Source organism: Bradyrhizobium ivorense (assembly GCF_900696085.1).
In the GTDB taxonomy this organism is placed as follows: domain Bacteria; phylum Pseudomonadota; class Alphaproteobacteria; order Rhizobiales; family Xanthobacteraceae; genus Bradyrhizobium; species Bradyrhizobium ivorense.
Window position 1 is genome coordinate 63,617 of record NZ_CAADFC020000009.1, and the last position, 25,695, is coordinate 89,311.

18 protein-coding genes are annotated in these 25,695 nt (G+C 58.2%); 11 read left to right on the top strand and 7 right to left on the bottom strand.

Annotation, left to right across the window (positions count from 1 at the left end; genetic code table 11):
- Window positions 1–1,161: 1,161 nt before the first annotated feature.
- Both CI41S_RS12785 and CI41S_RS12790 read left to right on the top strand, forming a co-directional pair.
- Entirely contained in the window at window positions 1,162–1,851 is a 690-nt protein-coding gene (locus CI41S_RS12785; RefSeq protein WP_139859377.1) for a 50S ribosomal protein L11 methyltransferase, read from the top strand.
- Between the two features lie 140 nt (window positions 1,852–1,991).
- Window positions 1,992–3,275 carry an NAD(P)/FAD-dependent oxidoreductase gene (locus CI41S_RS12790; protein ID WP_139859379.1) on the top strand — a complete coding sequence of 428 codons (1,284 nt, stop codon included), beginning with the start codon at window positions 1,992–1,994 and terminating at the stop codon, window positions 3,273–3,275.
- Between the two features lie 140 nt (window positions 3,276–3,415).
- Here the strand turns inward: CI41S_RS12790 and CI41S_RS12795 are convergent, their stop codons facing one another.
- Window positions 3,416–4,300 carry a radical SAM/SPASM domain-containing protein gene (locus CI41S_RS12795; protein ID WP_244622139.1) on the bottom strand — a complete coding sequence of 295 codons (885 nt, stop codon included), beginning with the start codon at window positions 4,298–4,300 and terminating at the stop codon, window positions 3,416–3,418.
- Between the two features lie 399 nt (window positions 4,301–4,699).
- On the opposite strand from CI41S_RS12795, the gene CI41S_RS12800 reads away from it, so the two are divergent.
- The 3 genes from CI41S_RS12800 (at window position 4,700) to CI41S_RS12810 (ending at window position 7,250) form a co-directional block, all read left to right on the top strand.
- Complete coding sequence (locus CI41S_RS12800; RefSeq protein ID WP_139859382.1) at window positions 4,700–4,903, top strand: hypothetical protein; 204 nt, start codon at window positions 4,700–4,702, stop codon at window positions 4,901–4,903.
- A 433-nt stretch (window positions 4,904–5,336) separates the two neighbouring features.
- The gene (locus CI41S_RS12805) at window positions 5,337–6,578 is read left to right on the top strand and encodes a cytochrome P450 (protein ID WP_139859384.1); all 1,242 of its coding nucleotides are present in this window, start codon (window positions 5,337–5,339) and stop codon (window positions 6,576–6,578) included.
- A 264-nt stretch (window positions 6,579–6,842) separates the two neighbouring features.
- Window positions 6,843–7,250, top strand: coding sequence for a hypothetical protein (locus tag CI41S_RS12810; RefSeq protein WP_244626496.1), 408 nt, complete (start codon window positions 6,843–6,845; stop codon window positions 7,248–7,250).
- 45 nt (window positions 7,251–7,295) lie between these two features.
- Here the strand turns inward: CI41S_RS12810 and CI41S_RS12815 are convergent, their stop codons facing one another.
- Complete coding sequence (locus CI41S_RS12815) at window positions 7,296–7,697, bottom strand: hypothetical protein (RefSeq protein WP_172628017.1); 402 nt, start codon at window positions 7,695–7,697, stop codon at window positions 7,296–7,298.
- 196 nt (window positions 7,698–7,893) lie between these two features.
- Here CI41S_RS12815 and CI41S_RS12820 point away from each other — a divergent pair, with 196 nt between their 5' ends.
- Window positions 7,894–10,164: a hypothetical protein gene (locus CI41S_RS12820; RefSeq protein ID WP_139859388.1), complete on the top strand. Its 2,271-nt coding sequence runs from the start codon at window positions 7,894–7,896 to the stop codon at window positions 10,162–10,164.
- A 1,147-nt stretch (window positions 10,165–11,311) separates the two neighbouring features.
- Complete coding sequence (locus tag CI41S_RS12825; RefSeq protein WP_139859390.1) at window positions 11,312–11,887, top strand: hypothetical protein; 576 nt, start codon at window positions 11,312–11,314, stop codon at window positions 11,885–11,887.
- A gap of 286 nt (window positions 11,888–12,173) precedes the next feature.
- Here the strand turns inward: CI41S_RS12825 and CI41S_RS45295 are convergent, their stop codons facing one another.
- Window positions 12,174–12,497 (bottom strand): recombinase family protein, encoded by a 324-nt coding sequence (locus CI41S_RS45295; protein WP_139481276.1) that lies wholly within the window; start codon window positions 12,495–12,497, stop codon window positions 12,174–12,176.
- Window positions 12,498–13,125: 628 nt separating this feature from the next.
- Between CI41S_RS45295 and CI41S_RS12835 the strand changes: the two genes are divergently transcribed.
- Window positions 13,126–13,332: a hypothetical protein gene (locus tag CI41S_RS12835; RefSeq protein ID WP_139859393.1), complete on the top strand. Its 207-nt coding sequence runs from the start codon at window positions 13,126–13,128 to the stop codon at window positions 13,330–13,332.
- A 327-nt stretch (window positions 13,333–13,659) separates the two neighbouring features.
- On the opposite strand, the gene CI41S_RS12840 is transcribed toward CI41S_RS12835, so the two are convergent.
- Entirely contained in the window at window positions 13,660–15,246 is a 1,587-nt protein-coding gene (locus CI41S_RS12840) for an asparagine synthetase B family protein (RefSeq protein WP_139859395.1), read from the bottom strand.
- 784 nt (window positions 15,247–16,030) lie between these two features.
- Here CI41S_RS12840 and CI41S_RS12845 point away from each other — a divergent pair.
- Both CI41S_RS12845 and CI41S_RS12850 read left to right on the top strand, forming a co-directional pair.
- Entirely contained in the window at window positions 16,031–17,452 is a 1,422-nt protein-coding gene (locus tag CI41S_RS12845) for an ABC transporter ATP-binding protein (protein WP_244626497.1), read from the top strand.
- A 562-nt stretch (window positions 17,453–18,014) separates the two neighbouring features.
- Entirely contained in the window at window positions 18,015–19,553 is a 1,539-nt protein-coding gene (locus tag CI41S_RS12850; protein ID WP_172628018.1) for a S10 family peptidase, read from the top strand.
- Between the two features lie 549 nt (window positions 19,554–20,102).
- Here the strand turns inward: CI41S_RS12850 and CI41S_RS43415 are convergent.
- Both CI41S_RS43415 and CI41S_RS12875 read right to left on the bottom strand, forming a co-directional pair.
- Window positions 20,103–20,399 carry a hypothetical protein gene (locus CI41S_RS43415; RefSeq protein ID WP_172628019.1) on the bottom strand — a complete coding sequence of 99 codons (297 nt, stop codon included), beginning with the start codon at window positions 20,397–20,399 and terminating at the stop codon, window positions 20,103–20,105.
- A gap of 1,487 nt (window positions 20,400–21,886) precedes the next feature.
- Window positions 21,887–23,194, bottom strand: a complete 1,308-nt coding sequence (locus CI41S_RS12875) for an MFS transporter (protein ID WP_172628020.1) — start codon at window positions 23,192–23,194, stop codon at window positions 21,887–21,889.
- A gap of 904 nt (window positions 23,195–24,098) precedes the next feature.
- Here CI41S_RS12875 and CI41S_RS44955 point away from each other — a divergent pair.
- Complete coding sequence (locus CI41S_RS44955) at window positions 24,099–24,230, top strand: hypothetical protein (protein WP_283813104.1); 132 nt, start codon at window positions 24,099–24,101, stop codon at window positions 24,228–24,230.
- A gap of 376 nt (window positions 24,231–24,606) precedes the next feature.
- On the opposite strand, the gene CI41S_RS12880 is transcribed toward CI41S_RS44955, so the two are convergent.
- Window positions 24,607–25,692: a cache domain-containing protein gene (locus CI41S_RS12880; protein ID WP_139859407.1), complete on the bottom strand. Its 1,086-nt coding sequence runs from the start codon at window positions 25,690–25,692 to the stop codon at window positions 24,607–24,609.
- Window positions 25,693–25,695: the final 3 nt, after the last annotated feature.

A 25,695-nucleotide genomic window follows, 5' to 3' on the forward strand; every position in this document is an offset into this window, starting at 1 on the left:
CGATCGCCTCATCCAGGCAGCGTCCGGTGCTGCTCTCGAGCGAGGCCCACCGCCGAGCTCTGTCACCATCAGTATTTATGATCGTCGGCTTCGCAAATTGGCTGAGGAGCTGAAACGGTCGGGCAAATCAATGGCTAGCCTGGATGACGATAAGTTACTCAGTTACGCCAGCAAGCTGCTGCCAAACGACAAGATCAAAGCGCCGCTCAGGAAGAGCTTTTCGATGCCGCGACCTGGCAGCCTAGCTCGCGGCCGCAGAATTTCGCCTCTGAAGACTATTTTGGACGGATGATGAACCAAGGCGCTGCGGCCCAGAGCACAGTGGGACTTCTTGCCTGTTGCGGAACATCCGGTCATGAACTACGAGATTGCCGGCGAACGCTACACGGCCATGTTGGGACCGGGAGGACCCAACGACGTTCACTGCGCGGAGGCGCTGCAGCATGGGGCGGGGGCCCCAAAGAAAGTTCGTAACAAAAAAGGGGGACGGTTGAAAAGTTGAACTGCAAGAGGGGTGTGCCGCTCCATTGATGATCGTGGTCCGTCAGCTTTCGATTGAGGCGATCCGCGGTATGATCGCGACGACGGGTATGCCATTCGGCGAGTTTCGATGATCCGAGACCTGCGCAGGGCGAAGTAGCACTCCTTTAGATCAGCTAGATAGTCATTTGGGCGGCATCAAAACCGTGAATAGAGCGGAGTTTTGTCCGTTCCTGACGCGATTTCATCGAAACGTGAATTCTAAAAGACCGTCGAGATTTTTGCGCTCTGGTCGACTGCCCTGAAACTCGCCGGGACACGAAGCCATCCGTACACCAACTCGGTCATACGTGTTCGGAGTCCGACACTCGCGCCGACACGCTCGCCGGGGCGGCAGAACACCCCAGGGCTGCCGGCGCCCGTTCTCCAAGGAAATCAGAAGCCGAGCGCGATTTGAATTCCGATGGCACGGCCGTTGCTATTGAGAGGCAACGATAGTCAGCGAAGGCGCAAAGTGCATCAGACCCGTTGGGACAAACCTGCTCGAAACTTCTTTAAACCAGTAGGCCTTGTACAGTGCACCGAGCGTGAACAGCTGCCGCAGTTGCTCAATAGGGCGTTCCATCGATTGGATGGCAGGACGATGAGGCAAAGCGCGCGCTAGCGAACTGGAGAGTTGAAATGACTGCCCCCCAAGCCATATCGGCGCGACGCCAAACGACCGATGTAGACGCTATGATCGCGGATCTGCGGTCATGCGAACACCCGCACGACGTGGAAGTGTGCGGTATGCTCTTGCACATTCTCCCCGGCGTTCTGTCGCCACGCCTAAGTCACGCTCCCGATGCCTTGATATCGAAGTGGCACATCCAATCTGGAGCAACAATATTGGATCTGGGATGCGGATCAGGCGTCCTGGGGTTGGCGGCACTTCGCGCTGGGGCAGAACACCTGGTGGCTCTCGATATCAATCCGCAAGCCGTTCTCACCACAAAGTTAAACATCGAGCGGTTAGGTTATACCGAGCAAGCAGAAGCGCGCCTCAGTGACATTTATTCTGCCCTGCTGCCTGAAGAAAAGTTCGACCTTATTCTGTTTGCCGCTCCGTACTGGAACCGAAAAGCAAGGGACGACCTGGAGCGTTCTTGTTTTGACGAAGACCACAGAGCGATGGCCACAGCTCTCGGGGGAGCGCATAATTGGCTCAACGCCAATGGCCTGATGTATGTCGTCTTTTCTGATCAGGGAGATATTGGGCACGTCCTGAACTTGATCGAAAACAGCAAGCTGCGTGCTAGAAATATGCATATTTTCCGACCATCGATTCATGGGGGGCATATCCGGATCATCTGGGAGCTAACGGTTCGGTGAAGCCTCTTCCGCTCCTGGATCCCGCCAAGCGCTGCTGCTGGTCAAACTGTTAAAGTGCCGGTTCAGGACTCGTTCGGATCGGTAGTTCGATAACGAAGACCGCCGGCCGAGCCTGATGCGTTGCAGAACGAGTTCGTCGGATGCAAGGCAATCGCAAGTCGCACGGGTTATGGGAGCTGACGGCGCCAGCGCCGCCGTATACCGGCCCTCTCGTGGGTGATTTGCAAGCCGATGTCGTTGTGATCGGCGGTGGATATACTGGACTCTCTGCGGCTATCCACCTCGCGGAGGGCGGCGTGCGCGTCCTCCTGCTGGAGGCATCCGAAATTGGATTCGGCGGTTCCGGGCGCAACGTCGGGCTCGTCAATGCGGGCATGTGGGTCATGCCCGACAAGCTCTCAGACACGCTTGGCCCTCCGTTTGGAGAGCGGCTCATCGAATTACTGGGTGGAGGACCGCAAGAGGTTTTTGAACTGATCGAGAGACATGGGATCGACTGTGAAGTTGAGCGCACGGGGACCCTGCATTGCGCGGTCGGCCGCAGGGGCTTAGAGGAAATCCAGATTCGTGCCGAACAGTGGCGGAAACGCGGCGCTCCGGTCCTGGTGCTTGATGCGAAGGAAACGCGCAGAAAGGTCGGTGGTGGCAACTATACCGGCGCGCTGCTCGACACGCGCGCCGGTACAATACAGCCACTGGCCTATGTGCGCGGCTTGGCACGCGTTGCGCTTGCAGCGGGCGCGAGGATATTCGCGCAGACCGAGGTCCTCACAGTCAGCGACATGGGGTTGCGCTGGAGGGTCGGCACGGCAATGGGATCTGTATGTGCTGAGTGGGTAATCGTCGCCACCGACGCCTACGGCAAAAGACCTTGGCTGCAGGTTCAGCGAGAGCAGATCTGTCTACCCTACTTCAATTTGGCAACGCGGCCCTTACCAGATCGTCTCAGGACCTCAATCTTGCCCGAACGCCAAGGAGCATGGGACACCCGCGAGGTCCTTTCCTCGTTTCGCTGCGATCAGTCCGGCCGTCTGGTGTTCGGCAGCGTTGGCGCTCTGGAGGGTATCGGCGCCTTGGTTCACCGAGCCTGGGCGATCAGGTCGCTACGCAGGCTGTTTCCGCAGCTCGGCGACGTCGAGTTCGAAGCCGGCTGGTTCGGGATGATCGGGATGACTCCCAACCATCTGCCGCGCTTTCACAAGCTCGACCGTAACCTCGTCTCCTTCGGTGGTTACAACGGGCGCGGGATTGCACCGGGGACCGTCTTCGGCCGCGTGTTGGCGTCCTACGTCCTCGGCCGCCTTGCGGAAAAGGATTTACCACTTCCAGCCGCGCCGGTTGAATATCGGCGGTTTCGTGCCGCCCGTGAGGCCCTCTACAGAGCAGGCTCTCAACTGGTTCACCTCACTGAAGCGCGGCTCTGATCCGCCTAGTGTCATCGTATATCCGATCTAGCGGGTTTACCATCGGTTTGGGCATTTGCGGCACGAGGCGAGTGAATTGGCTTTGGTTGTATGTCGTTCTTCAGAGAAGTCTTGACCTCCTCACTCGCGCGATGCGGCCGTCACGACTGTTGGTCGGCATCCATATCGCATCCCGACGGCCGCGGACTGGCAAACTCACACATCCTGCAGAGCAGAAAGCCATTCATTCCGTTCATGCGATCGACGATTTCGTGAAAAGTTGGGCTTTCGAAGAGATATGCGTATTCGTCGCGCAAAAGATTACCCAGGACATGACGGCGCTCAAAATCCATCCCGCACAGAGTAACGTCGCCGTTTGGGAGAAGGACATTCCGATGTTGTTGTTTACCAACACACGTCAAAGTTCCGATGGCCGGCTGTCGTGGTTTGATGATATTCGAATCTAGACATCCTCGCCTGCTACTCAGCGGCCGCAACCGCTCTAGCGTGTTGGCGGGAATGATGTCGGCGAGGTCGGGATGGACTTTGCCCAGGACGATGAATCGAATCGAGGGAATGTTCGCCTCGACGAGTCGGCGCATGACATTGAGATAGGACTTTCCGACGAGCCGGCTGTTCATATAAGTGCCGTCATCAGGAACGTGGACGACGAAAGCCCTGAACTGCAGCATTTGCAAGCGCCGAACGTCACTCCCGTTCATTCCGACGAGGGTCGTGAAAATTCGGATGTCATGGCCACGTGCGAAAGCGTGCTCAACCATCCTGGTGCACTTCGGATGGAGCCAAGGCTCCGAGTAGCCGGCAAAACTGATGTCGGTAGCCGTCGGCACGCGTGCAAGACACCGCTCGAAATCCTGAAGACCTAGGTATTTCGCTTGAGAAACGGGTCTTTGCCGATCGGCGAACTTGTCTTGGGGGCAATAAGAACACCGGACGATGCATCCTGCGGTCGTGGTTATCTCCAATACCCTGCGACCAGGATTGGCGGCGCGTAAGTTTTGTAACACCATGGGATATGCCGTCATATTGTCGGGTCCTTTCAGGCGCCGGAGCAAAAAACTGCTGGAGAAGGAGCGCAGCGTTCGATGAGGAGGCGCTAGCTTTGCTCCTCACGGATTGCAAATACAGGATATGCACGTTGGCGAAATGACCTACACCAAACTTCTATCTCATCGTTGGCAATGCGCCGATCTCGACCATGCGATACCGAAGTTGGGATAGGCCTAGCGTGCCAACCCGGCTCTCTACGCGTTGGCCGCTGCGTAGCACCATTGGCTGTCACTAACATCTTCGTTCCGAGTCGGCGCACGCCGAATGCTGGGCTGGGTGTCCTCGCTAGAAGGATCTGCGCAGATGCTTCCGCAGCCGTAGCGATGCGGAACCAGCGCCGGATCCGCCCAAACGGGACATCCTAAGGCCTCCCGATGGCAGCGCAGGTTCTGGACCATCTTTCTATTTGTCGCGCAAGCGATTGCGCTCGCGAACTGTTCGAGCACCATGAATGCGATGGACAAGCGATCGAGCATCGCAAGCTCTTAGCGGCGATCGTCCGCGAAAGCTTCCTGTTCCGGTTAGATGGCAAGTTGCTGGTCAGGATGATGGATGAAGCAGGCTTCTTGCCATATTGAGGACAAAATGGGCCTTTCTCGGCGGAGCGGTGCTAACCGATTTCGCCGACGACCAGCGCGGCTCGTGCTCTCCGCCCGATTCTGCGGCCAAGGTGCGGCTGTGAGCAGCCGAAGACGTCGCATCTGCCATCTTAAAGAAGTAGGAGGTCGCCCCTCATATTGCACTGTTTGGTGGCTCGAGCAGCGATCTCGCTGGCATTGGGCGACGTCTGTGTAGCGAGGATTGTTCTCATCGATCCACTGGGCAGTTCGAGTTGGAAAGTCAATGCGATCTTTACCTGCAGGAACTGGTAGGGGTGACTGCCCGCGCTTTGGCATATTCTGTTGGGGCGATGATCCGCTCGCAACAAAACGCCACGGCAGCTCGAAACGATGGATCGCGACCTGTGGATCTCCAAGCTCTCAAGAGAGCAAAATCTGCGGAGACACGATCATGAAAACACAATTGGCAGACTACAGAACCGACGGCGCGTGTAAGATCCCGCTGAGCAATCTGGATGTAAGCGAAGGCAAGCGCTTTCAAGATGGTAGCATATGGGGTTACTTCGAGCGGCTGCGAAGGGAAGATCCCGTTCACTACTGCCAAGATAGCCCCTATGGTCCATATTGGTCCGTAACGAAATACCGCGATATCGTGGAGGTAGATACCAATCACAAAACATTCTCGTCGGAGCAGGGCGTCACCATTGTCGACGTGCCTGACAAGCACTGGACGCAGAGTTTCATCAAGATGGGTCCGCCCAAGCACCGCGAGCAGCGTGATACTGTAAGTCCGATAGTCGCGCCGGAAAACTTGACGAAGCTCGGGAGCTTGATCCGTCGTCGCGTCAGGACGATTCTGGACGGCTTGCCGCGTAACGATGACTTCAATTGGGTGGATAGGGTCTCCATCGAGTTGACGACGCAGATGCTTGCCACGCTATTCGACTTTCCATTTGAGGATCGGCGTCTCTTGACCTATTGGTCGGATGTAGCTGTTGCAATGCCGAGAACTGGCCAGCCGATCGACAGCTGGGACAAGCGAAGTGCGATCTTGTCCGAGTGCTTGGCGTGTTTCGCGCGGCTTTGGAACGAGCGCATCAATGCCAAGCCGCGTCTCGACCTGATTTCCATGATGGCACACTCGCCTGCAACTCGACACATGGAGCCGAGTGAGTTTCTTGGCAATCTGATTCTGCTGATTGTCGGTGGAAATGACACCACGCGCAATTCGATTACCGGCGGCCTCCTGTTCATGAACCAGCACCCCTCCGAGCTGCAAAAGCTGCGCGATAATCCCAAACTGGTCTCGAGCGCCGTGTCCGAGATTATTCGATATCAAACGCCCATCGCACATATGCGCCGCAACGCCGCGGCCGATACCATCATCGGTGGGAAAAAAATCAGGAAGGGCGACAAGGTCGTCATGTGGTACATCTCTGGAAATCGCGATGATGAGGTCATCGAGGACGCCGACAGCTTCGTCATCGACCGCAAGAACGTGCGGCAGCATCTTTCGTTCGGATTCGGGATCCATCGCTGTGTTGGTCGACATCTTGCGGAGCTGCAGCTGAAAATCCTCTGGGAGGAAATCTTGAAGGCGCGACTGGAAGTCAAGGTTGTCGGCGAACCCCAGCGAATTGCGTCGAACTTTGTGCACGGTTATTCCGCTCTTCCTGTGCGGATTACAGGTTAGGTCGTGATGCTCCGGCTTGGCAGCCGCCAGCAGCGCGGTTTGGTCTGCCTCTTTGACCTCTCTCTTCGCTGCACAGTCCGCGAAAGCGGTTGATCGGCGTGAAGGAATTTCCGGCACCGGGCTGTCGGCCAAATGCGAGGAGGCCGGCGGCGTCGACCATCTCGGGAGCTGGGCAGCATTCAGCAGGCATTGAGTGCCTGCGAGGGGAATGAACGGGGTGCACGGCCGAGGCTCTTTGCGTTTCCAGCTGTCAAAGGCAGCCAGATGGATTCCAATTTGGAAGCGACCTTTGACTTAGCGTTTTCGGTACGTCAGGCAATGAGCTTAACATTGAAGATTGTTGCGGTGGGGGCGATTTTCCTTGGAGAGGCGCTTTCGATCATCGCAGAGTTGATTGCCTCAAAGCAGTTTGGAAAGGCCGGCGGAGATCTGACAACGCTCCTGCCGATGTGTCTGCTGATATCCGTCGGCGGCATCCTGCTCGTCTTCGGATATGCACTGGGCTACATGCATCTTGAGAACATCTGGATCATCATCGCGATATCGGTAGGAGCTATTTTAGTGGTGGAACCGACTCTAACCCTGCTGCTGTTTCGAGACGTGCCGACGGCAGGCTCGCTGATCGGATTGGCGCTCGGTGCGCTGGGCACGCTCGCTGCGATATTTTTATGAGCGTATTCTAAGTACGCTTGGATGGACGGCGTCTTCAGCGAGATCCTATTTTGGAGTTGCGCAACGTCGGTTCTGCTCAATTTGAATGCAGGAAGAAGATGTTGCTTTGACGAATTGTCCACATCCAGCCGGGATTTGCGCATCGTTGGATCCGTGAACGTTTCGATCGAAGATCAGCATCTCCTGCCCGGAAACAGGACGCTTGCGGCTGCCGAAGGTCTGCCATCCGGCGGTACTTTCGTTCGCCACCAATCTCCAGTCCGTTGCACGATACGGGCATGCTTGTGACGGCTCTTCAGTATTCGGGATAGCCCTTGGCAAGGCTGTTCCATAGACAAAGCCGCCGGCATCGGCCGAGTTCTTAAGCATCGCCGTCACGGCCATTCTGCGCGGCTGGCAGCGCACATGGCTCTCACGGCGGGGTAACGCCAGGCTGCGGCCCTGCACGGCACGGCACTATCCTGCGGCGTCGCGTTCTTCGCTGCGTCGTAGTCTCCCGTGCCACAGCAGCTTCCATGGAATCGGAAACTCGGGCGACTCGGATTTTTCTTGTGCATCCGAAGAGCGCCCTTCGTCAGCCAGTCGTCAGCTAGGCGGTCTATCCAGTCCGGCTGCGCATTGTTGACTGTATCGGAGATGGAACATGACGGGCATAGGCCGACCTGGCGAACCGCACATTGGGGCTGCAGGAGCCGACAGCACGTCGGGATCGAGCAGTTCGCGCTCGGAGTCCGGTCTCATCCCTGCGGAAGGCAGCCAATTTTTCGACTCCGTCGTGGAGCGGATGAGCTCTGTGCCTGAAGATGGAGCGGCGGTGCTCGCGAGCCAGCCGTCCGGTTCTGGTGTGGCAGTCCCCATTTCCTCAGGAGGTGAGGGGATCAACACAGCAAGGCGAAAAATGGACAGCCTGCTTGAGGAACTTGATACTTGCCGCAATGCGGCCATGAACGCCCAGAATTCGTCGGAGGAGCAAGAACTGATCGATCAGTTCGTCAAGGCGGGCTCAGCAGTTCTGGACTACTACACGAACCTGCCCTCACATGTAGCGCGCAGCATTCTGTCTGACGATCAGGCTCGTCGACTTCGTGACGAGACACTCGAGGCAGCGGACCGATGCAATGCGCTAGGCACGCCGACGACCTACGCCCTGGAGGGGAGCAGGAAGAATGCGGCGGAGGTGCTTGAGAGGATCCGCCAATCCAACGCTCCACAAGACCAGCTGATCCGAGCGGCGTCCAGTGTGGCAAAACACTATTTGGCTTGCGTGGAGTGGTGGGGAAAGAAGGCATTGCGCTCGGAACGGATGCAGTCCGTCTGCGCGGCCACTGCCAACTTGCCAATCACAACGGCCGAGATGCGGCAGGCCGAACAGGCTGCACTACGGTTGCACACCGGCTGGGCGCTGTTTACCAAGAACATGCATCTGCAATCGCAGGTGGCTCTCGCGCGGGTCATGATCGAATCGCAGGCGAGCACATTCGAGCCGGCCGTCGGGCAAATCCTCTTGGGTGAGAACGGTCGGGCGCGCCTACTCGGAACCTTCATCCAGGACGTTGTTCCGGCATTTCTCTCGACGGGCGATGCTGTTCTAAACAGCAAAGGACGGGCGCTCGACGCAGAGCCCTGCGCCGTTCTGGAAGGGGTCATGGAGCGGCTATCGGAATTTGCGTCGGCTTTGCACGACATGGTTGCCGAGCTAAGGAATGTCGGAGCAGGTGGGAACCTGCCGCTGCAACTGTTGGATCAGATCGAGGAAGCCGCGTGGGTCACTGCCCATGAGATCATGCGTCTTCTGGCAGTACAGCCGAAGATGCCCGCCGTCATTGCGCCTCCAGCCGAGACTGACGCTGCGCTGCCTGTCAAAACAACCGGCAACGCTGCGGTGGCTGAAGGCACTGCGGCGCGCAGGAAGGGGAAAGGCAAGCGCAGGCCGGCCGCTGGTGCGGGCAGTTCGGCCGTCGGGCGGCCGGAGCTGCAGCCCTCTGGGCCAGACGCCGACACGGCGCCAGCGGCCAAGGTTATCGTGCTTTCGGATCTGGGCACCAAGAAGCTCGCGACTGCAGAGGAGGCACATGCGAGGGCGTCGTCGGCGACGGAACACTTGGCGATGTGGCAGGCCCCGCCATCGAAAGAGGCTCTGACACGACTGCTCCAGCGGTTGGACGAACTCCTGCAATTCGATCTGGCCGGTCAGCAAAGGACTATCTCGCAAGCGCGCCACATGAAACCCGAAGATGCCGGTCACGTCGTGGACATCGTCGTCGAGCGCCTGCAGAGCCATGCCGCCGAGACTGAGGCCTGTGTAGCCGCGCTGCAGGAGCCTCGTCGACGCGGCCTACTCACGCCTGTGCAAGTACCCGAAGTGCACGACAAAATAGTCCGCCTCAAGGCAATGTTGTCCGAGGTGCAGGGGCAGGCAAACGCTTTGAAGGCGCGAAAGGCCATGATCAAGATGGATTGCATGAAAACCTACGCCTTCCCCTCGCAGCAGTACATAGAACGCTTGCAGGCGGCCGAGGAGGTGGCGCCCTTGGAGCCACCGCGCGCGTTGAAGGGCGAGCCAGGGAGGCTGTTCGAGATCAAGCTGCAGCCGAAGGCACTGGGCAATGGTGCAATGCCAAGTCCGATGTGGGTGCACATCCATACGAAGCGGCCGGTATATGCGTGGCAGCTGGCGACATTGGACGACGCCGAATTCGCCGCTAGCCACGTGAAATCCAATGAACAACGCGGCTACAATCGCCTCTGGCAGAATGCCCGAGCTGCAATGGGCCACGAAGACGTCGTGATTCACCGCGGCAAGCTTACGCCGGCGTTCTGCAAGTCCTTGTTGAGCACAGTTGATGGCCAGGCAGGGTATCCCCGTCTCGAGGCGGAGTTCGGCTCGATGCAGCTCGCTCGACACGGGATGTAGTGCGCGTATCTCGTAATAGAGTGCTGCTTGCGCCGACACCACCAATAATGCCTCCGATTCCGGATACCAGGCGGGCCGCTGATCCGCTCCAGGACGTCCGAGGCGTCCACTCAGGCGAGGATGGAGCGAGGAGACCACGCTCTTCGTCCACTGCAGGCTGGCGAGCGGACGGTCCGGATGGTTTTCGATCACCGAGGCGGGGACGTCTTCCGCGATCAGGAAATTCGGCCGATTGCGGCGAAGTCAGCCGCTGGGCGAGAAACTGTGCACCACTGAACGCGGCAGGCGGAACGCGAGGTGTCGCTCGCTCGTGGGCTACCGCGGGGGCACCTCGTCCTGCTTGAGCTCGATCAGGAATTCGCGTCAACATTGGTGCGAGTATGCAAGCATGTCCATTCGGCCCGCGTAGGCGGACCGCTGCGCTGAGTAGTGGTTCGGCTGGCGGAAGCCGACGAATCTCGAGCGATTTCCGAGTGATGGGCATCTCGCGAGAATACGCACCTTGGGCCGATTTGACGAATCGAATTGGCGATGCACAATAAGCTGGCCTGTCCACCTGCTACCCTCGGATATGGCGACGACGGTCCCAGCATCGGTCTCCATGGCCCCCAGAAGGTGCTGGGACCTGTTCGTTCTGTACCCCTCAATCAGGTGAACAGTTCGTTTCTCGCTTGCCGCGGTCTCGTTTGTTCTTTGTCGCGCTGGCCGGGCTGTCCCGCTCATTCGTAGTTGGCAACCCGAGTGTAGGCTCGAAGTGTAAGGCAGAACGACTGGTCGCGGGCTGAGATCGAGATGCACATATGCGGTGCAAGACTGTGCCCGGCGTCTGCCCGCATCGCCTAGACCTCCGAACCATCCACCACCAGATGGAACGCGATGTACCACTCAGACGCGCGCACCGACTGCGAAGGTCAGGCGGAACGAGACTTGGCTCGGAGATGGTCGCCTCAGACGTGGCAGATGTGGCCCGCGGTTTTATTTCCGTTCTTCGACCTTCGTCAGTTTCTCGAAAGCCAGCCTTTTTAGCATTCGAACTTGGCCTCTCGATGACGAAGCCGCACATGTCTGAATTCGTGATGAGCCTCAGCTCACTCGCCGGCAAGATTCTTCAAGAGGCCGTTGTTCTCATAACAGATAGGAGAGCTGAATGGATCCCAATCCGATCGATAATGCCCGCTCACCAGGATCACCGACGGCGCACGTCTGGACACAGGAAGATCATGACTTGTTCAGTCAGATCATGAATGAAGCCGGACCATCATCATCTGCCGCGCCTGAAGCAGCGATAGATGTCTCATTCGCCGTCCCCCAAAGATTTTCCCATGGTTCGCAAATCGCTCCTGACTCAATGGTCGAGCGGCTGTTCCATCGTGGTCTCTTGCCGGATGCGGACCAGCCGACGATGACCTATGAAATCCAAGGTCACCGCTACACGGCCGGTTTGGAGGGGTCCAATCGCGTTCGTCTTGTTCATAACCCTGCGGAGGACCAAGTGGTTGGGGCAGGCCGGGCGGGGATACCGGACTTCGGAGCCTTCTTCACCGTTCATCGGCGCTTCGGAACGCCGCTAGCACAGCAATGGGCCACACCTGCCCTCATGGACAAGTTGCGCGAAGAAGGCTTCATGCCGACCGCAAACAACCCCACAACAATCGAGCTTAACGGAAGGGCTTACCAAGCCGAGTTGGCCGAAGGAGGGTTCGTTAAGCTTACGCGGGTATGAGACGCACCCCACTTTGACCGATCGCGCCGGGCTGGAACCCTGCGATCGCTTCGGTCGTTACCGACATTGGCAATTCATCGCTCTGCAGTGAATTGTTCGCGCCGCCAGTAGGTACGCATCGTCGGACCCGCTGGCAGGCTGCGAGACCCGATCGACGCGCGATTGTGGCAAGCTGCGTCGTTGCGCAAGGCCGAGCATCCCTCGACAGTGCTTTCAACATTCCTATCCGCTGACGGCAAGGCAACCGCAACCGCGTCGCTCCTAGGCGACGTGCGAGTGACCAGCGCTATCGCCGAGCAAGCGGAATGCAGCACAAGCTTTGCCTGTGCGTTCGATCAAGCTCATTCAGCTGGCGGGTGCTGCGGCCGAGCCGGTCCAGCTTCGTCACCAGCACCACGTCACCGGGTTGGAGGCGCACCATCAACTTGGCGAGTTGCGGCCGATCGGCGCGGGCACCGCTGATCTCCTCGCGGTAGATCGAGGTCGCCCTGGCCGCCTTTAGGGCGTCGAACTGGCGGGTGAGATGCCGTTCCTGGATGCGAACGCGGCATATCCGTGAATGGTCATTTGGTGCTTCTACGTTCGCAGCAGCTATCGCCTTGGTGATAATCCGTTTGTTCCATTAATCTTCCCATTCCCGGAGAGCGCCGTGTGGATCTTGCTAGGAGACAACCGCGATCAGGAGCTTCGAGGAAGTCCAACGCTGACGGCTGCAGCCAGCGGCGCCGTCGCTGCGAGACGACGTCGGCCGCGCGCTCAGCAACCATATCGCCCTATGTGGCAAGTTCTGGTCAGGAATGCTCTCCCGCTTCATCGGCAGCATGCCGCCGTACTTGAACGGGTCGAAGCCCTGCGGTGTGGCCTGCAGCGTAGCCGAACAAGCGAATGGATTTCAGCGATCGCCGCAGTCATCCCTCACGAAGAGATCGCTTCTGCACCCATCAGGAATGTGACGGACCGCACGGGCAGCACACATCCGGTATCCAAGCACTGCAAGTCGTTGCGCCGGGACTGTGTAGTCACCGCGTTGTTCGATTGCTTCGATCTATGCGGACCGCTTCGAGGTCGGTGCCGGATCAAAAACGGCTTCTCCGAGCGACTCGTAACCGAGCCCGCGCAGATGTCAAACTCATCCATTCCGTAGATAGACCTGATCAAGAAAATCAATTTTACCACTTATGGCGCCGTCATATATCCATGAGGACGGCTTGGGGCCGAGCTAAGGGAGCGACTCTGGAATGAAAAAATTGCTGTTTGTAACTGCGAGCGCCGTCGCGCTTGCAACGGCGGCAGTGCCGGCCTTTGTTGCTGAGGCCGCCGCTCAACCCGTCGCCGCCAAGGTGCAGGTAGCCGATACGTCATATCCTCAATGCGCGGACGACCCGTTGAATGGTATCTGCGATCTGTTTTTTTGTTTGACCGATCCGGCGTGCGTACAGCACTAACCACGGGATACAAACCAAGCAGAAAATGAGGATCGAGGCCTCGCATCCCGGCCGCTCGAGAGAACAGCGGCCGCGTCCTCTTGCACAACAGATTTGCGACCAGGCTCTGCCGCTCCAGTTTCGTCGCTGGAGCATGATCGCGTGGAAAACTACATAAAGCAAACGGGTAGGCAGTGGCGTCTAGTGTCGCGTTCTCTGCTGAGAGCCCCGTGCCGATGCACGCCGACACTGTCACGTTCCATCGCGCCGATGGGCGAGAACGTCCAATTTTCAACCTTCCTCTGCTGTAGCAGGTGTTCTGACAGGTGATTGTTGATGGTGGCGCGCTCAACAGAGTTGCCGAACGAAGCGCTCCGCCCAGAGGAAGCGAACCAAGGCGCTTGTTGCAGAAAACTCGTGCGTTGTTAACACCCTATTCAACAGCGTCATAACGGACTCTCGCGAAACCAAGCCAAAGTCGGCCAGGGCGCAAGAGGAAAGCTGCGATGAAATTGTGTCTGCACGAGCCGCAATCGCCTCTGGTAACACAAGCGCGAAGGTCTCCTTTACATAACCGTGCGGAAACACATCACAGCCCAGCCGATTACGCAGGTAGGAACGGAGTACCTCCTTGTCCGCGCGAAGTGCAAGCGGAAGCTTCGCTGCAGTATTAATCAATCTCGGATCGCCTAGCGGGCGAACGGGCCAAAGTCCTCGCTTTGCGAGTGGGCGAGCATGACAAAGGCTTGCGAGCAGAAATGTGGACACAGTCGCGCTAAGCGGCGCGCTAAAAAGGAAAGATGAACGAGCCGCGTCGAGCGCGCGCCTTGTCAACAGGCCTTCTGCGAGTTCAACGGCGATCTCCAGGTGACGTGACGACGAAGATCTGGGCTCTCCCTCTTCGGCGGTGGAGCAAGCGCAAAGCTCGTCGCCGCCTATGCCGGACCAGATGAGTTCGCAGCCGTCAGCACGAAACCTGTCCCAGAGCGACTCAAACGCCTCAAGGTAATACTCTGAATTGAGTGGCAGGCGTCGTTCCGGGGCAAGATTCAGATCAATCGCCGGCATGTGGGCGTGCATTTCAAGGGAGTGATCGCGGCAATTCAGTGCGCTCAAAACACGCGCTCGCCGATCGGACTGCCTGGGGCTACTCCCGTCGCCCAGCAGTATGCCGCCACATGTTAGCGTTTCCACGCTTTTGCCAACAGCAATCGCGACGGAAGCGGAATCCATACCTCCGCTCAGTTCCACAGCGCTGGCACAAATGCCCGTTGGCCGCGAAAGAACAACTTCCTGCAAAGTATCCGCAAACTCTAGGAGACCATTGCTCTGCTCCCGCCCAGAGAGCTCGTCGGTAAACGGATTTAATGAACCGTACTCAAAAGAAGTTTCCGCTCTCTCGACGTACAAGGTTGCGCCGGCAGTCAGTAAGTTAATTCCCATGCAGGGCTGCCGCGCAGAGTAAAACGTTCTCATCGACAGGTGATGAGCCATAATCTCTGCATCAATGGCTCGCGATGAACTCAAAAAGTCGACGAAATCCCAGGAGAGCGTAACCGTACGAGTGCGTTCCTCCACGTGGAAGTAGATCGGCAGGCTGCCGATATGGCCAGCTCGTACCCGCAAGCGGGGACCTCGACGGGCGGCCTCGATCACGACAAAGTCGAGCGGCCAGTGCATGCATTGTTGGTAGTGCTGACGAAGCTGATCCGCAGCAGCGTTTTCTGTGGCGATGGAGTGGGTGCCGAACTCGTCTGCAACTCGTTGACGCTCCCGTATGACGAAGAACCATTGCTCAGAGTTCTTCACCAAAGAGCTCTCGAGACTCTTATGCTGGAATGGCCGGATGTAGCTTTCACCAATTGCTATTGAGCAGCCTTTGACGGCAGGATCGAAGTTTTCCAGATTACCTATTCTCAGAGTAGCCTTGAGCATTGTGCTTTATGCAAACTCAAGCGCCCCTCGTGTGAGGGGCGCTAACAGAGAGTGAAGAATGATGCAATCAGTCTTAAAGCCAGCCCTCCGTGGCGCTGTCGTTAGGCAGAGGTCCCTTTGGCGTCTTAATGGTGGGGGGCGGCAGAACTGGTAGGGGAAGGTCAGTTGCATCAGACCCGGGTCGTTTGCGCGTGTCTGCAGTTGCACTCTTCATGTCGTATTCCTTACAGGTCGGGCTTCTCGTCGTCTCGATATCACATGCTTCAGTAAGAAGCCGGATAGTGTGGCGCGGGTGTCGTCGGCCACAACATGACGTATTTCATGTGAGAAGCCGGGCGACAACCTACCAAGACTGGCGGGGCTAAATGACAGCGCTGGACAGAGCCCCTTTGAAGCCTACTGGCGGTAAACGATTAGCAAATTCCGGTGAGCCCGCATCGAGCATCTTTACGCGAGTTCGTTTCAAATCTAGATCCTGCGAACAAGGCCATGCCGCTCTCTGCGCAAAGCAAAGCGCCGTTCCCTCGACTCGTCGCAGATATGTCAAAGTACACAGCGTTGTCGCCGATTTCCGAAATCTTGCATGCGTACTGGCGGTCCGATCGGTGCCTGCTTCTCGTCGTTGCCACGGTGGTGCTGATCTCAAGCGCGAGCAGCGTCGCAGCCCCCTATGTATTTTCGTCTCTGATTGATCGTCTGCCGCGGAGTGAAGGCACGTCGGTGCTCGCCTGGGGTTTCGCTGGCTTATGCGGTCCTGCTTGGCATAGCTTCCGCATTTCAGCGTATGCTGCAGTATCTTTCCTTTATGACAGCAGAGAACCTGGGTTTCATCGCTGCAACTCGCTTTTTCGATCGCATCCTGAGAAAAACCGCAGCCTTTTTTCTTGAGCACAATCCCGTGGAAATACAGAGTGCGGCCGCGCGCGGGCGCAGCGCGTTGATCACGATGGTCCAGCTTGGAACTACGATCTTTTTCCCTGCTGCAGCGCAGCTTTTGCTTACGATCGCTACTCTAGGTGCGCTCGTCAATATTCAGATCGCCGCAATCGTCGTCGCCTATGGGGCTGCCGCGATTACATTGACCTGGAGTTCGACGCGTCGGGCGCGCGTATTTCTGGACCGGGCCGTCGACGCCGGACAGGAGAATGCGCGTTTCGTGGGCAACGTCATGAACGCCATGGACACGTTGCGCCATTTTGGCAGTCATGCCTGGATGAGCCAGCGCTTTACGATGAAAGCGCGGGAGGTGCGCGATAACTGTCGAGCCTACGTGCTTCAACGACTGCCCTACATCGCCGTGCTCGGCTTAGCCGTCGCGCTACAATTCGCCGTCACTCTTCTCCTTCTAGTTCCTGACTACCAGGCCGGCGTGGTCACGATCGGCGACATTGTGCTATTCAACACGCTTATACTCCAACTCAGTATGCCCTTCGAGATGGTCGCGCGCGCGATCTCTGACGCGTCGAGGTCGCGCGCCGACCTCATTCCTCTCACCAGACTGTGGGGCGCACCAGAAGAGCGGCGAACGTCCCATACTCATGATTTCACGCCCTCCGCTGGCCAGCTATCTTTCGAGGACATTGGGTATGCCTACGAAAACGGTCGTGGCGTTACGAACGTCTCGTTTTTGGCTGGACGCGGCGGGATTACCTTTCTGGTCGGCGAAACAGGATCGGGGAAGTCGACAATCTTTAGGCTCGTCCTGAAATCAATCGCGCCAGACTGCGGCCGTATTCTGGTCGACGGAACCGATATAACGGGTATCGATCGCACGGATTGGTATGCTGCAGTTGCGGTCGTGCCGCAGGACGTGATGTTGCTCAATGAGTCGCTGGCCGACAACATTCTGCTAGGTCGGCCCCGCGATGAGGTGCGCCTTCGCGCCGCGTCGGAAAAAGCCGCTATTCTCCCTTTCATCGAGGCGCAGCCGGAAGGATTTGAAACAACTGTTGGAGAACGCGGTTTGAAGCTTTCAGGCGGGGAGCGCCAGCGTATTGCTATTGCCCGTGCGCTCTATGGCGAGCCGGCGATCCTTCTTCTCGACGAGGCCAGCTCCGCCCTTGACGAGCGAACCGAGCGGGACATCATGGACCATATTCGGAGCCTGGCGGAAGACGTGACCGTGCTGGCGATTACGCATCGCAGAGGCGTCATCTCTACAACCGACGTCGTGGTCGATCTGACACCCTGCGCTTGTCAGACATAGGCAAGGCGGATGCTCAGGCCGCGCGTCTGCCGGTCTAAGAATGCCGATTGCGGAATGTCTTCAAGTTAGACGAACCAAGCCACTGCCAACAGCCGGCCGGCGAATCTGGTGGCTAAAGCTGGACAGAACGGGACGTTCGAGCCGTCACGTCGTCTCGAGAATTCCCTGCCAAGGCTCATGTCAGCCGACTTGCGATTCAAAGGCCGCGAAACCCCGGCCTGGAATAGGTAACAGGTGAACAGCTGGTTCAGTCGAGCTCAATTCGATCTGAGTCAGCCGAGTGATGCATCTTATCCAATACTATCCAACGCTCGTTTGAAAAGCCGCTCAAGAGGAAAAAAATAAGGGATTAGCACAAGTGGAAAGAGATCGACTTCAATGGACCGCGGGTGCTGTTAGGCCGCCCAGCTTCCGGAAGAGGAAATCTCCTTCTAGCTCGCGGCACGGTGGCCGCCACTACTGGATTGAGTGGGTTTGCAGTTCCCCGGCATGAGCTACTGGTAAGGCCGTTTTGACGGCACGTCTCGCGTACCAAGGTGCGCGCCGGACCAGGAAAACCCCGATGCAACTGATCGCACTGTACCGTACTTCTCTCGCACTGATTCTGTTTGCCTGCGGGGTAATTGGGAGCGCGCAAGCCGACGATCCACCGCGGCCCGCGCAGGTTACGACGCCGTCCGGCCAAAAGAGTAGCGCCGGCCAAACGCCGAGTATGCCGTCTGCTGCTGAGCCGCATCGCCTGCCGCCGGACTCCAGCACCAGGCACACGCTTGAGCTCCCTGGACGGACGCTCGCTTTCGTCGCGACCGCCGGCTCCATCCGCCTGTTCGACGACAAGGGCGAGCCGCAGGCCGACATCGTCTATACCTCCTATCAGCTCGACGGCACCGATCGCGGCACACGCCCGGTGACGTTCTTCTTCAACGGCGGACCGGGCTCATCATCAGCCTGGCTGCAATTCGGCAATGCCGGACCGTGGCGGCTGCGGATCAATGCTGACGAGGTCACGCCATCGACATTTCCGGAGGCGAGGCCAAACGCGGAAACCTGGCTCGATTTCACCGATCTGGTGTTTCTCGACCCCGTCGGCACCGGCTACAGCCGTTTCGTGGGGACCAGCGATGACGTGCGCAAGCACTTCTTCTCCGTTGAGGGCGACGTCAACTCGCTCGCGCTGGTGGTCCGCCGTTGGCTCGAAAAGCATGACCGGCTGTTGTCGCCGAAATACATCGTGGGTGAAAGCTATGGGGGCATTCGCGGGCCAAAGGTAGTGCACCAGTTGCAGATGCGGCAGGGCATAGGCGTCAAGGGCCTGATCATGGTCTCGCCAAGACTAGACTCCAGCCAGTTTGCCCGCACGAGCTTGCTGCAATACGTCGCAAGACTGCCGAGCTATGTCGCTACCCTGCGTGAAGCAGAGGGTCCGGTCAAGCGAGCCGATCTCGCCGACGTGGAAGCTTATGCACGCGGCGAGTATCTGGTCGACCTTATCAAGGGCCAGGCAGACAAGGAAGCAACCATGCGTCTGGCCGACAAGGCTGCGGCGCTGACCGGCATCGACCGAGCGGTGAGTCGCCGGCTTGCGGGCCGCTTCGACCTAGCCGAGTTCCGCCGTGAATTCGATCGTAAGAACGGAAAGCTCATCGGCAATTATGACGCCTCGGTGCGTGGTCTAGATCCATATCCGGAGTCGGATCTTCACGTTTCCGGGGATCCGTCGAGCGATACACTGCTGGCGCCTCTGACCAGCGCCACTGTCGATCTCCTGACCCGCAAGCTAAACTGGCGGCCCGACGGCTCCTATGAGCTATCCAACCGCACCGTCGTCCAGGCTTGGGACTTCGGCCGCAGCCCTCCCGAATCGCTCTCGGAGCTACGCCAAATCCTGGCAACGGATCGGACCATGAAATTGCTGGTCGGGCACGGCCTGTTTGACCTCGTCACGCCGTATTTCGAAACACAAATCCTGCTCGATCAATTGCCGCCATTTGCCTCGGCTCCGCGCGTCAAACTTGTCGTTTTTCCCGGCGGCCACATGTTCTATTCGCGGGACAATTCGCGGCAAGCTTTTCGTACAGAGGTCGAAGCGATGATGAAGTAGTGCCGGCGACGAACTTGATCACAAGCAAGCTCGTATTCCGGCGCGCGCAGTCACATTCTCTCAACGAGTGCAGAAGAAATCCTAGCGCCGGTTCGAGGTGCGAGATGCCGGCCACGATTCGTCGTATGCGCCGTTACTTACGATGGGGCAAGCACAATGAGACGATATTTCTGACAACAGGCTCTGGACTTGGAAGATTGCACGTTGGGCTTCTATCGCCAGCATTCTTGCAGCCGCAGTCGGCTTTTCATGGAATCCAAGTCCGCTCGCGCAAGCGCTCGCGGCAATCTTCATCGCCTGTGCGCAGATCCATGCCGCTCTTGCCTATGGTTCGGCCGAGCCTCAATTCTGTTTGCTTTGTGCAGCGCGATTGCATTTATGATGGAAGCCTTGGCACCCCTACGGGCATTCCATTTCGGCAGCTATCATTTCGAGCTGAGCGCGGATCTCCCCCATATCGGCCTCGTTCCACTCGTCATCGGACCGTTCTGGTTCGGGCTGGCTTATTTTCGTGACAGTGACGTCGATCCTACTTGATGGCGCCGATCGTCAGCTCGATCGGCCTTTCAACTGATCGCTCTGCCAGTCGTCGTTGCGTTCGTCGTGAGCCAATTGGACAAATTGACCATCGCGCTCGCGGAGAAGTTCGGGCCCGGGGTTTTGCTTTGGCGCCGTCAAGCGCGGGATGGCTAACTGGATCCCCCGGGCGGGCACGGCCTGCGAGCTTGCTCCAAGCAGGATTGGACATGAGGCGTACTTCTGTCCCTGCAGGTTCTTAGAAACGCCTAGATCAATATTCTCGGCAAATGCCTTCCTTGAAGAAAATTCGCCTTGCTGTGCGAGCATTGCGGAATGGCCCAGTTCAGGCGGCTGCCTTCGGCTTGTTCAGATGCGGTGCAAGCTGGCTTCAACGCTTCCGCGTCGTGAGGATTCCAGCCTTGAAGAATATTCTCGATCTTGCGTCCATTCGCCCAGCATCGCTCCAGGGCGAGATGAGAATCGTTTTGTACAGCACTTTCTTACACCACAGCGGCACGATGTCGAAAAATGCACCTACTAGGCGTCGCCATAATATCCGGTCAGCTTGAGTGCCGCGCATTCACACATGCGGCCAATGCGGATTTTGCGATTCGTCCCTGCCTTCAGGCGTGCTGACGAATCCTGTTGTGTGCGCATGCGACCTCGTCCGTGCATCAAGCGAGCGGCGTAAGCATTGCGGCGATAGCGGCTGTGAAGATCCTGTCTTTTCGGGGGCGGTCTGGCTCCATAGCTAGATGTTTGTGCCCCTCATTTTTCTTCTTCATTGGCTGGCCGAGCCTCCAGGTCCTTCGCGGGAGATGTTTCAGTAGGCCGCGCTTTCTTGTGCTGCTCTCTTGCGTTCGGGGATTTTGGCGGCTCGCTGGATCCGGACACATCTTCTTTTGCTTGCGCTGCGTGGCGTCTCTCAGGACGTCGGCGCCGCATGATGCCGATGAGGCCGACAAGCACCAGCGCGAGGCCGGCAGCGATCACGATAACCGGGACTGCGTTTGCCCAATTGAGGCTCAAGGATTTGACCCTTACTAGATTGCGGGCGCCAACCGGGCACCATGGACGACGAAAGACTAAGTTTGGTGGTTGCCCCGAGTATTCGTCAGGCCCTCTTTTATGTGTTCAGCCTGTTCCCTTGTCAGTTTTTCGGCCAGGCGGCTGTCTTTTATCAGCGCTGGCCCCTTGCGTTCTCGATCATAAACCATCCAGCCAGAGGTCCCCATTCGAACGACAAATCTGGCCTGCGCAGGCGTTCCAAAATTCACTGGTGCTCTCCATAAGCTGCAACCCATCAATTAGGCTCGCCATCGGCATGCATGTCAATTGTACTGTGTGAATCTGCGCATCGGGTTGAGCGAGCAGTCTGCCGAGACGTTCGTTGCATCTATCATCCCTTGAAATTCGAAGCCGGGTTTGGAACGATCCTGCCGATCGATCCAATGAACGAGAATGGTCGAAGGGCGTGGCGGTCGCGGTCGATGCGGCAGGAGCCGCGCGGGCTGCCTATGAATTCACCGACATAGCGACGAAGAGGCAAGAAGCGGGCCGAGGGGTATTTAGAGGCCCACGATGCCATCGAGACTTGGATCGACCATAGGTTGGTCGGCAGCTGAAGCGTGGCTAAGTGGGCGGTCAATGCCCTGCTTGCGTCACGCCTTACCCCCATCTGGACCAAAAGCGGACGCCCTCGAGCCCTTTTGCTGGAAGCTGTTGGAAGGTCGTGCAAGGCAATCATGAGGTGAGCCGGACCTGGGTTTTTGGCTAACTGCCCGCAACCAAATCGTCCAGCGCTATGACGGACGTTACCTGAGCGCAGCGTTCTGAATCTTGAGCGGCGCAGTCTCGGGAATCATGAGCATGGCACAGAACCCGGCCGCGCTAGCGACAAGCATGTACCAGGCCGGCGCCAGCGCGCTCCCGGTCAGGTGGATCAGCCACGTGACGATGGGTTGAGCTGTACCTCCGAAGATCGCAATGGCAAAAGCGTAGGTCGTCGCAAAGGCGCCGCCACGAATGTTCTTGGGCAAACGTTCGGCCATGCTCACATAGAAGGCGCTATACGGAATCGTTCCGATCAGGGTGAGCGCGCCGAGGCCTCCGAGAAGTGCGAGAGCACTGCGGCTCTCCGAGATCCAGAAGAACACCGGATAGGTCATCAGCAACGCAGCGATCTGCGGCCAAATCATGGTGTGCCGGCGGCCCGCGCGGTCGGCGAGCCAGCCGCCCAGCAGTGCGGCGGCAATTCCTATCGTATTGCTGATGAGTGTGGCGCCAAAGGCGAGAGGCGCGGAAACCTGCAAGGTGTTCAGCGCATAGGTGGTCATATATCCCGTGACGTAGGTGATGATCGTGCAGCTGGCCAAAATGACAAATCCCAGAGCCATGATGCGGCGAGCGGTTGGCGATCTCCGTACAGGCTGAACGTCGGGGGCCTGCGCGTCGGGGCGGTGCAACGTTTCGGGCAGGGCGCTCCGCAACCAGACACCGAACGGCAGCGTAGCGGCGCCGAGCAAAAGCGCGATCCGCCATCCGTAAGCACTGAGTGCCTCGCTTGTCAGGGTGAGGGAGAGTATTTCTCCCACAAGCGCTCCGGCCGTCGCAGCAATCTGTTGGCTGGCAGGCTGAAACGAGACAGCAAGACCGCGCCGTTCGGCCGGGGCCGCTTCCATCAAATAGGCGGTTGTCGGACCAACTTCACCGCCCAGTGCGAAGCCTTGCACCAAACGTGCGAAAATCACCAGTAGCGGAGCGGCAATTCCTATTGTCTCGTACGAAGGCGTAACCGCCAACAAAAGGATTGCGGCGCTCATCATGGCAAAGCTCGCGGTCATGGCGGGCCGGCGGCCGGCCCGATCCGAATACGAGCCGAGCACGATGGCCCCGATCGGTCTGGTCACAAAACCAGCGCCGAAGGTTGCGAGCGACAGCATGAGGCTGGCGAAAGGGTCGCTTGCCGGGAAGAACGCCCGGCCGATGTGGATAGCGAAAAAGCTATAGGTCCCGAAGTCATAGAATTCAAGAATATTGCCGATGGTTGCGCCCAACACGGCGCGGCTGGTCAAGCGTTCGTCTGCCGCAACGAGGACTGTCTCCGGCTTCTTTCGAGTCATTGGTCTGGCCATCCTCGGTCCGTCTGAAGCGCGATGGCTGACTTGAGCATCTCGATCAGTGAGGCCGCGCGCACTGCACTCCACTTGCTCCATACGCCGTTTAGCATGAGGTGGCCGGCCCGCGTCTTGGTGCTCTGCATGTGCCTGGCCCACCAGGACAAGAGCTCACAACGATGAGTGCAATAAAGGTGAGTGCAATAAAAATGCCTGCCTCTTGCAGCCCCATTCAAAACTTGAACTGATCGCGGCAATCGCCAGCAAGGACGAATGAAAGAACGTCGCGACGTGGTGGTTGCGATCCAGTGCAGTGGCGGCTTTGAGACAACATTGGCGGACGCCGAACAGGCGGAACGTTTTTCACACACAAGGCAGCCACGCGTGGATGCTGCGTTCAGCTGGTTGCGCGTGAACAGACGCATCAGGTGATTGGCCCAGCTTTGCTCTGCGGCTTGTCTGTTGCGCGCGAGCCGCCTGCTTCCTCGGGAGTGGTCCGCTGCAGAATGCAAGATCTATGTGCGATCAAAAGACAATAGGAACTCGCATTGTTGAGGGTACCATCAAAGCGATCGATATCGCCCGGCGCCGCGAGGCAACAGGCGGCAATGTTCGCTCAGGCGAGCCGCGGCTCGGCGGGTTGCAAATGGAAAGCATCACGCGCCAGCGCTTGAGCTCCAGGAATTCGAAACCAAAGTCACCAGCAACGCAGACACTTGAGTGGACTTGGTTTCACCAAGGACGAGCCAAGGAAATACCTTCCTTTCGTAATGAAGTGTTGGCGTCAGGGGGCGTGTCGCTTGCGGTGTAGCTCGGTAGAGGAAAGCCGCCTCCACGTCCGCGGTCGACAGCCAGCTTTGCTGCAGGTTCCAGCGCGTTTGCAGCTTCAGGCGTATCCATTGGAAAGGATGTGGCACTCGTGGAATCCGGCCTGGACTTCCAGCTTTCGAGCAACAGAACCCTTGGCATCGCCTATCAAGGCCAGTTCGGTTCTGGCCTCACCCAGAACGGACTGAATGCCACCTTCAACGTGAAGTTCTGATACGCATGCTCAATCCATCGTGGCCCGGCGCGCTGCGCGCGATGGACCAAGTTGGCTTCGATCCAGATCTCGTGGCCAGAAACCTAGCCGGCGAGGTTGGCCCGCTTGAACGCCGCGCGGGCCTGAGCAAGATATCTAAAGCGAGCCTGCGCCAGGGGACGCTCATCAAACGTGAGGCTCACTAGGACGCACCGGCCGCCCGGCGGAACCGGAACGGACAGCGCGATCGCAAAGCCCTCGTGCTGGCATAGATCGGATACGCTTCCTGGTGGTGCTTGCAGTCGATACAGACCCTATCTTGCCGCCGAGTTGTCAGCGGATCTATGCCGAATAGCCTTCAGCATTTGTTCTGCTGCCTTTTGCCCGGTGCTTGGATTCAATTGCGACCAGAGTGCCCCATCAGCTTCGACTGGATACGAGCTAGCGCGTCACTGAGCCTCGCCGCTTCGTTAAAGCGTGTTTCCGAGTATGGCGGGCGCGCGGATGGATCATGCAAGAGGGACTCCGCTGTGTTCGAGAGCCGGCGGAGCGGCGTTCTCAGCCACTGCGCCGCACAGAAGAGTAGTGCTAGTGTGGCAATGGCACAAACACCGAAGCTACTCCAGAATGATCGGATTAAATTACGGGTGGACGCAAGCGCCTCGTCGGTACTCTGCCGAACCAGAAGAGACCAACCGAAGCTTGGAAGGTTTGCGAAACCGACCGTCGGAACGATTACTGTGAAGTAGTCCCTGCCGTCAGGCCAGCGCTCGCGTAGAGACGCAGTCGTCACGCGACTAGCCGCAAGCGCGGAGCCGATGTTGAGCGGCTTGTTGATGAGATCGGGCGGGCCAAACAGGACGGTTCGATCACCCGAAAGCAGCAGCACGTCAATACCGGGCACTTGTAACGAGTCCATGCCTTCTGCGACCCATTTCCAGTCAAGGTGAGCGCCGATAACCCCGGCAATGGAGCCGGCGTGGCGCAACGGCGCTGCCAGGTCGATAAAACGATAGGGCTCACGAGATGCAGGCAACTGGGTGGCCAGTAGTTGAGCTGCATGCACATCGATAGCCGCCGGCGAGACAAGGCCCCGCCTAAACCAAGGTCGCTGTGCAACGCTTACTCCTTCGAGCATGCCGTTTTTGGCCGCGAGAATGGTCCCTTCGAGATCCGCGACGCCGAGCCAAGTGTAGCGTCGATCAAGCCGGCTCAAGAAGCCGATGTGTTCTCGCGCACTCTTAAGATCTGTCGGGTCAATGAGCTCAGCGGACCGAGCTACATCCATCCAAACTCCATAGAGCCGGCGGGCCAACAGCGCGGAACTCATTTCGCCGCGAATCCTTAGCGCGTCGAATTGCAGCTGCTCTCCCCGTTGCTGTAGCAGGGCTGTGTAGATCGTCGCGGTCACCACGGCAGGCACCAATAAGAGCAAGGCGCCTCCACAGAACACCAAGGAGAGTAGGCTCGGTCTTTTCGGCATCTC

Bases quoted from the DNA above. Each gene is read 5' to 3' on its own strand.
- CI41S_RS12785 (WP_139859377.1), top strand. From the start codon at position 1,162: ATGACTGCCCCCCAAGCCATATCGGCGCGACGCCAAACGACCGATGTA.
- CI41S_RS12790 (WP_139859379.1), top strand. From the start codon at position 1,992: ATGCAAGGCAATCGCAAGTCGCACGGGTTATGGGAGCTGACGGCGCCA.
- CI41S_RS12795 (WP_244622139.1), bottom strand. From the start codon at position 4,300: ATGACGGCATATCCCATGGTGTTACAAAACTTACGCGCCGCCAATCCT.
- CI41S_RS12800 (WP_139859382.1), top strand. From the start codon at position 4,700: ATGGCAGCGCAGGTTCTGGACCATCTTTCTATTTGTCGCGCAAGCGAT.
- CI41S_RS12805 (WP_139859384.1), top strand. From the start codon at position 5,337: ATGAAAACACAATTGGCAGACTACAGAACCGACGGCGCGTGTAAGATC.
- CI41S_RS12810 (WP_244626496.1), top strand. From the start codon at position 6,843: ATGGATTCCAATTTGGAAGCGACCTTTGACTTAGCGTTTTCGGTACGT.
- CI41S_RS12820 (WP_139859388.1), top strand. From the start codon at position 7,894: ATGACGGGCATAGGCCGACCTGGCGAACCGCACATTGGGGCTGCAGGA.
- CI41S_RS12825 (WP_139859390.1), top strand. From the start codon at position 11,312: ATGGATCCCAATCCGATCGATAATGCCCGCTCACCAGGATCACCGACG.
- CI41S_RS12835 (WP_139859393.1), top strand. From the start codon at position 13,126: ATGAAAAAATTGCTGTTTGTAACTGCGAGCGCCGTCGCGCTTGCAACG.
- CI41S_RS12840 (WP_139859395.1), bottom strand. From the start codon at position 15,246: ATGCTCAAGGCTACTCTGAGAATAGGTAATCTGGAAAACTTCGATCCT.
- CI41S_RS12845 (WP_244626497.1), top strand. From the start codon at position 16,031: ATGCTGCAGTATCTTTCCTTTATGACAGCAGAGAACCTGGGTTTCATC.
- CI41S_RS12850 (WP_172628018.1), top strand. From the start codon at position 18,015: ATGCAACTGATCGCACTGTACCGTACTTCTCTCGCACTGATTCTGTTT.
- CI41S_RS43415 (WP_172628019.1), bottom strand. From the start codon at position 20,399: ATGCTCGCACAGCAAGGCGAATTTTCTTCAAGGAAGGCATTTGCCGAG.
- CI41S_RS12875 (WP_172628020.1), bottom strand. From the start codon at position 23,194: ATGACTCGAAAGAAGCCGGAGACAGTCCTCGTTGCGGCAGACGAACGC.
- CI41S_RS12880 (WP_139859407.1), bottom strand. From the start codon at position 25,692: ATGCCGAAAAGACCGAGCCTACTCTCCTTGGTGTTCTGTGGAGGCGCC.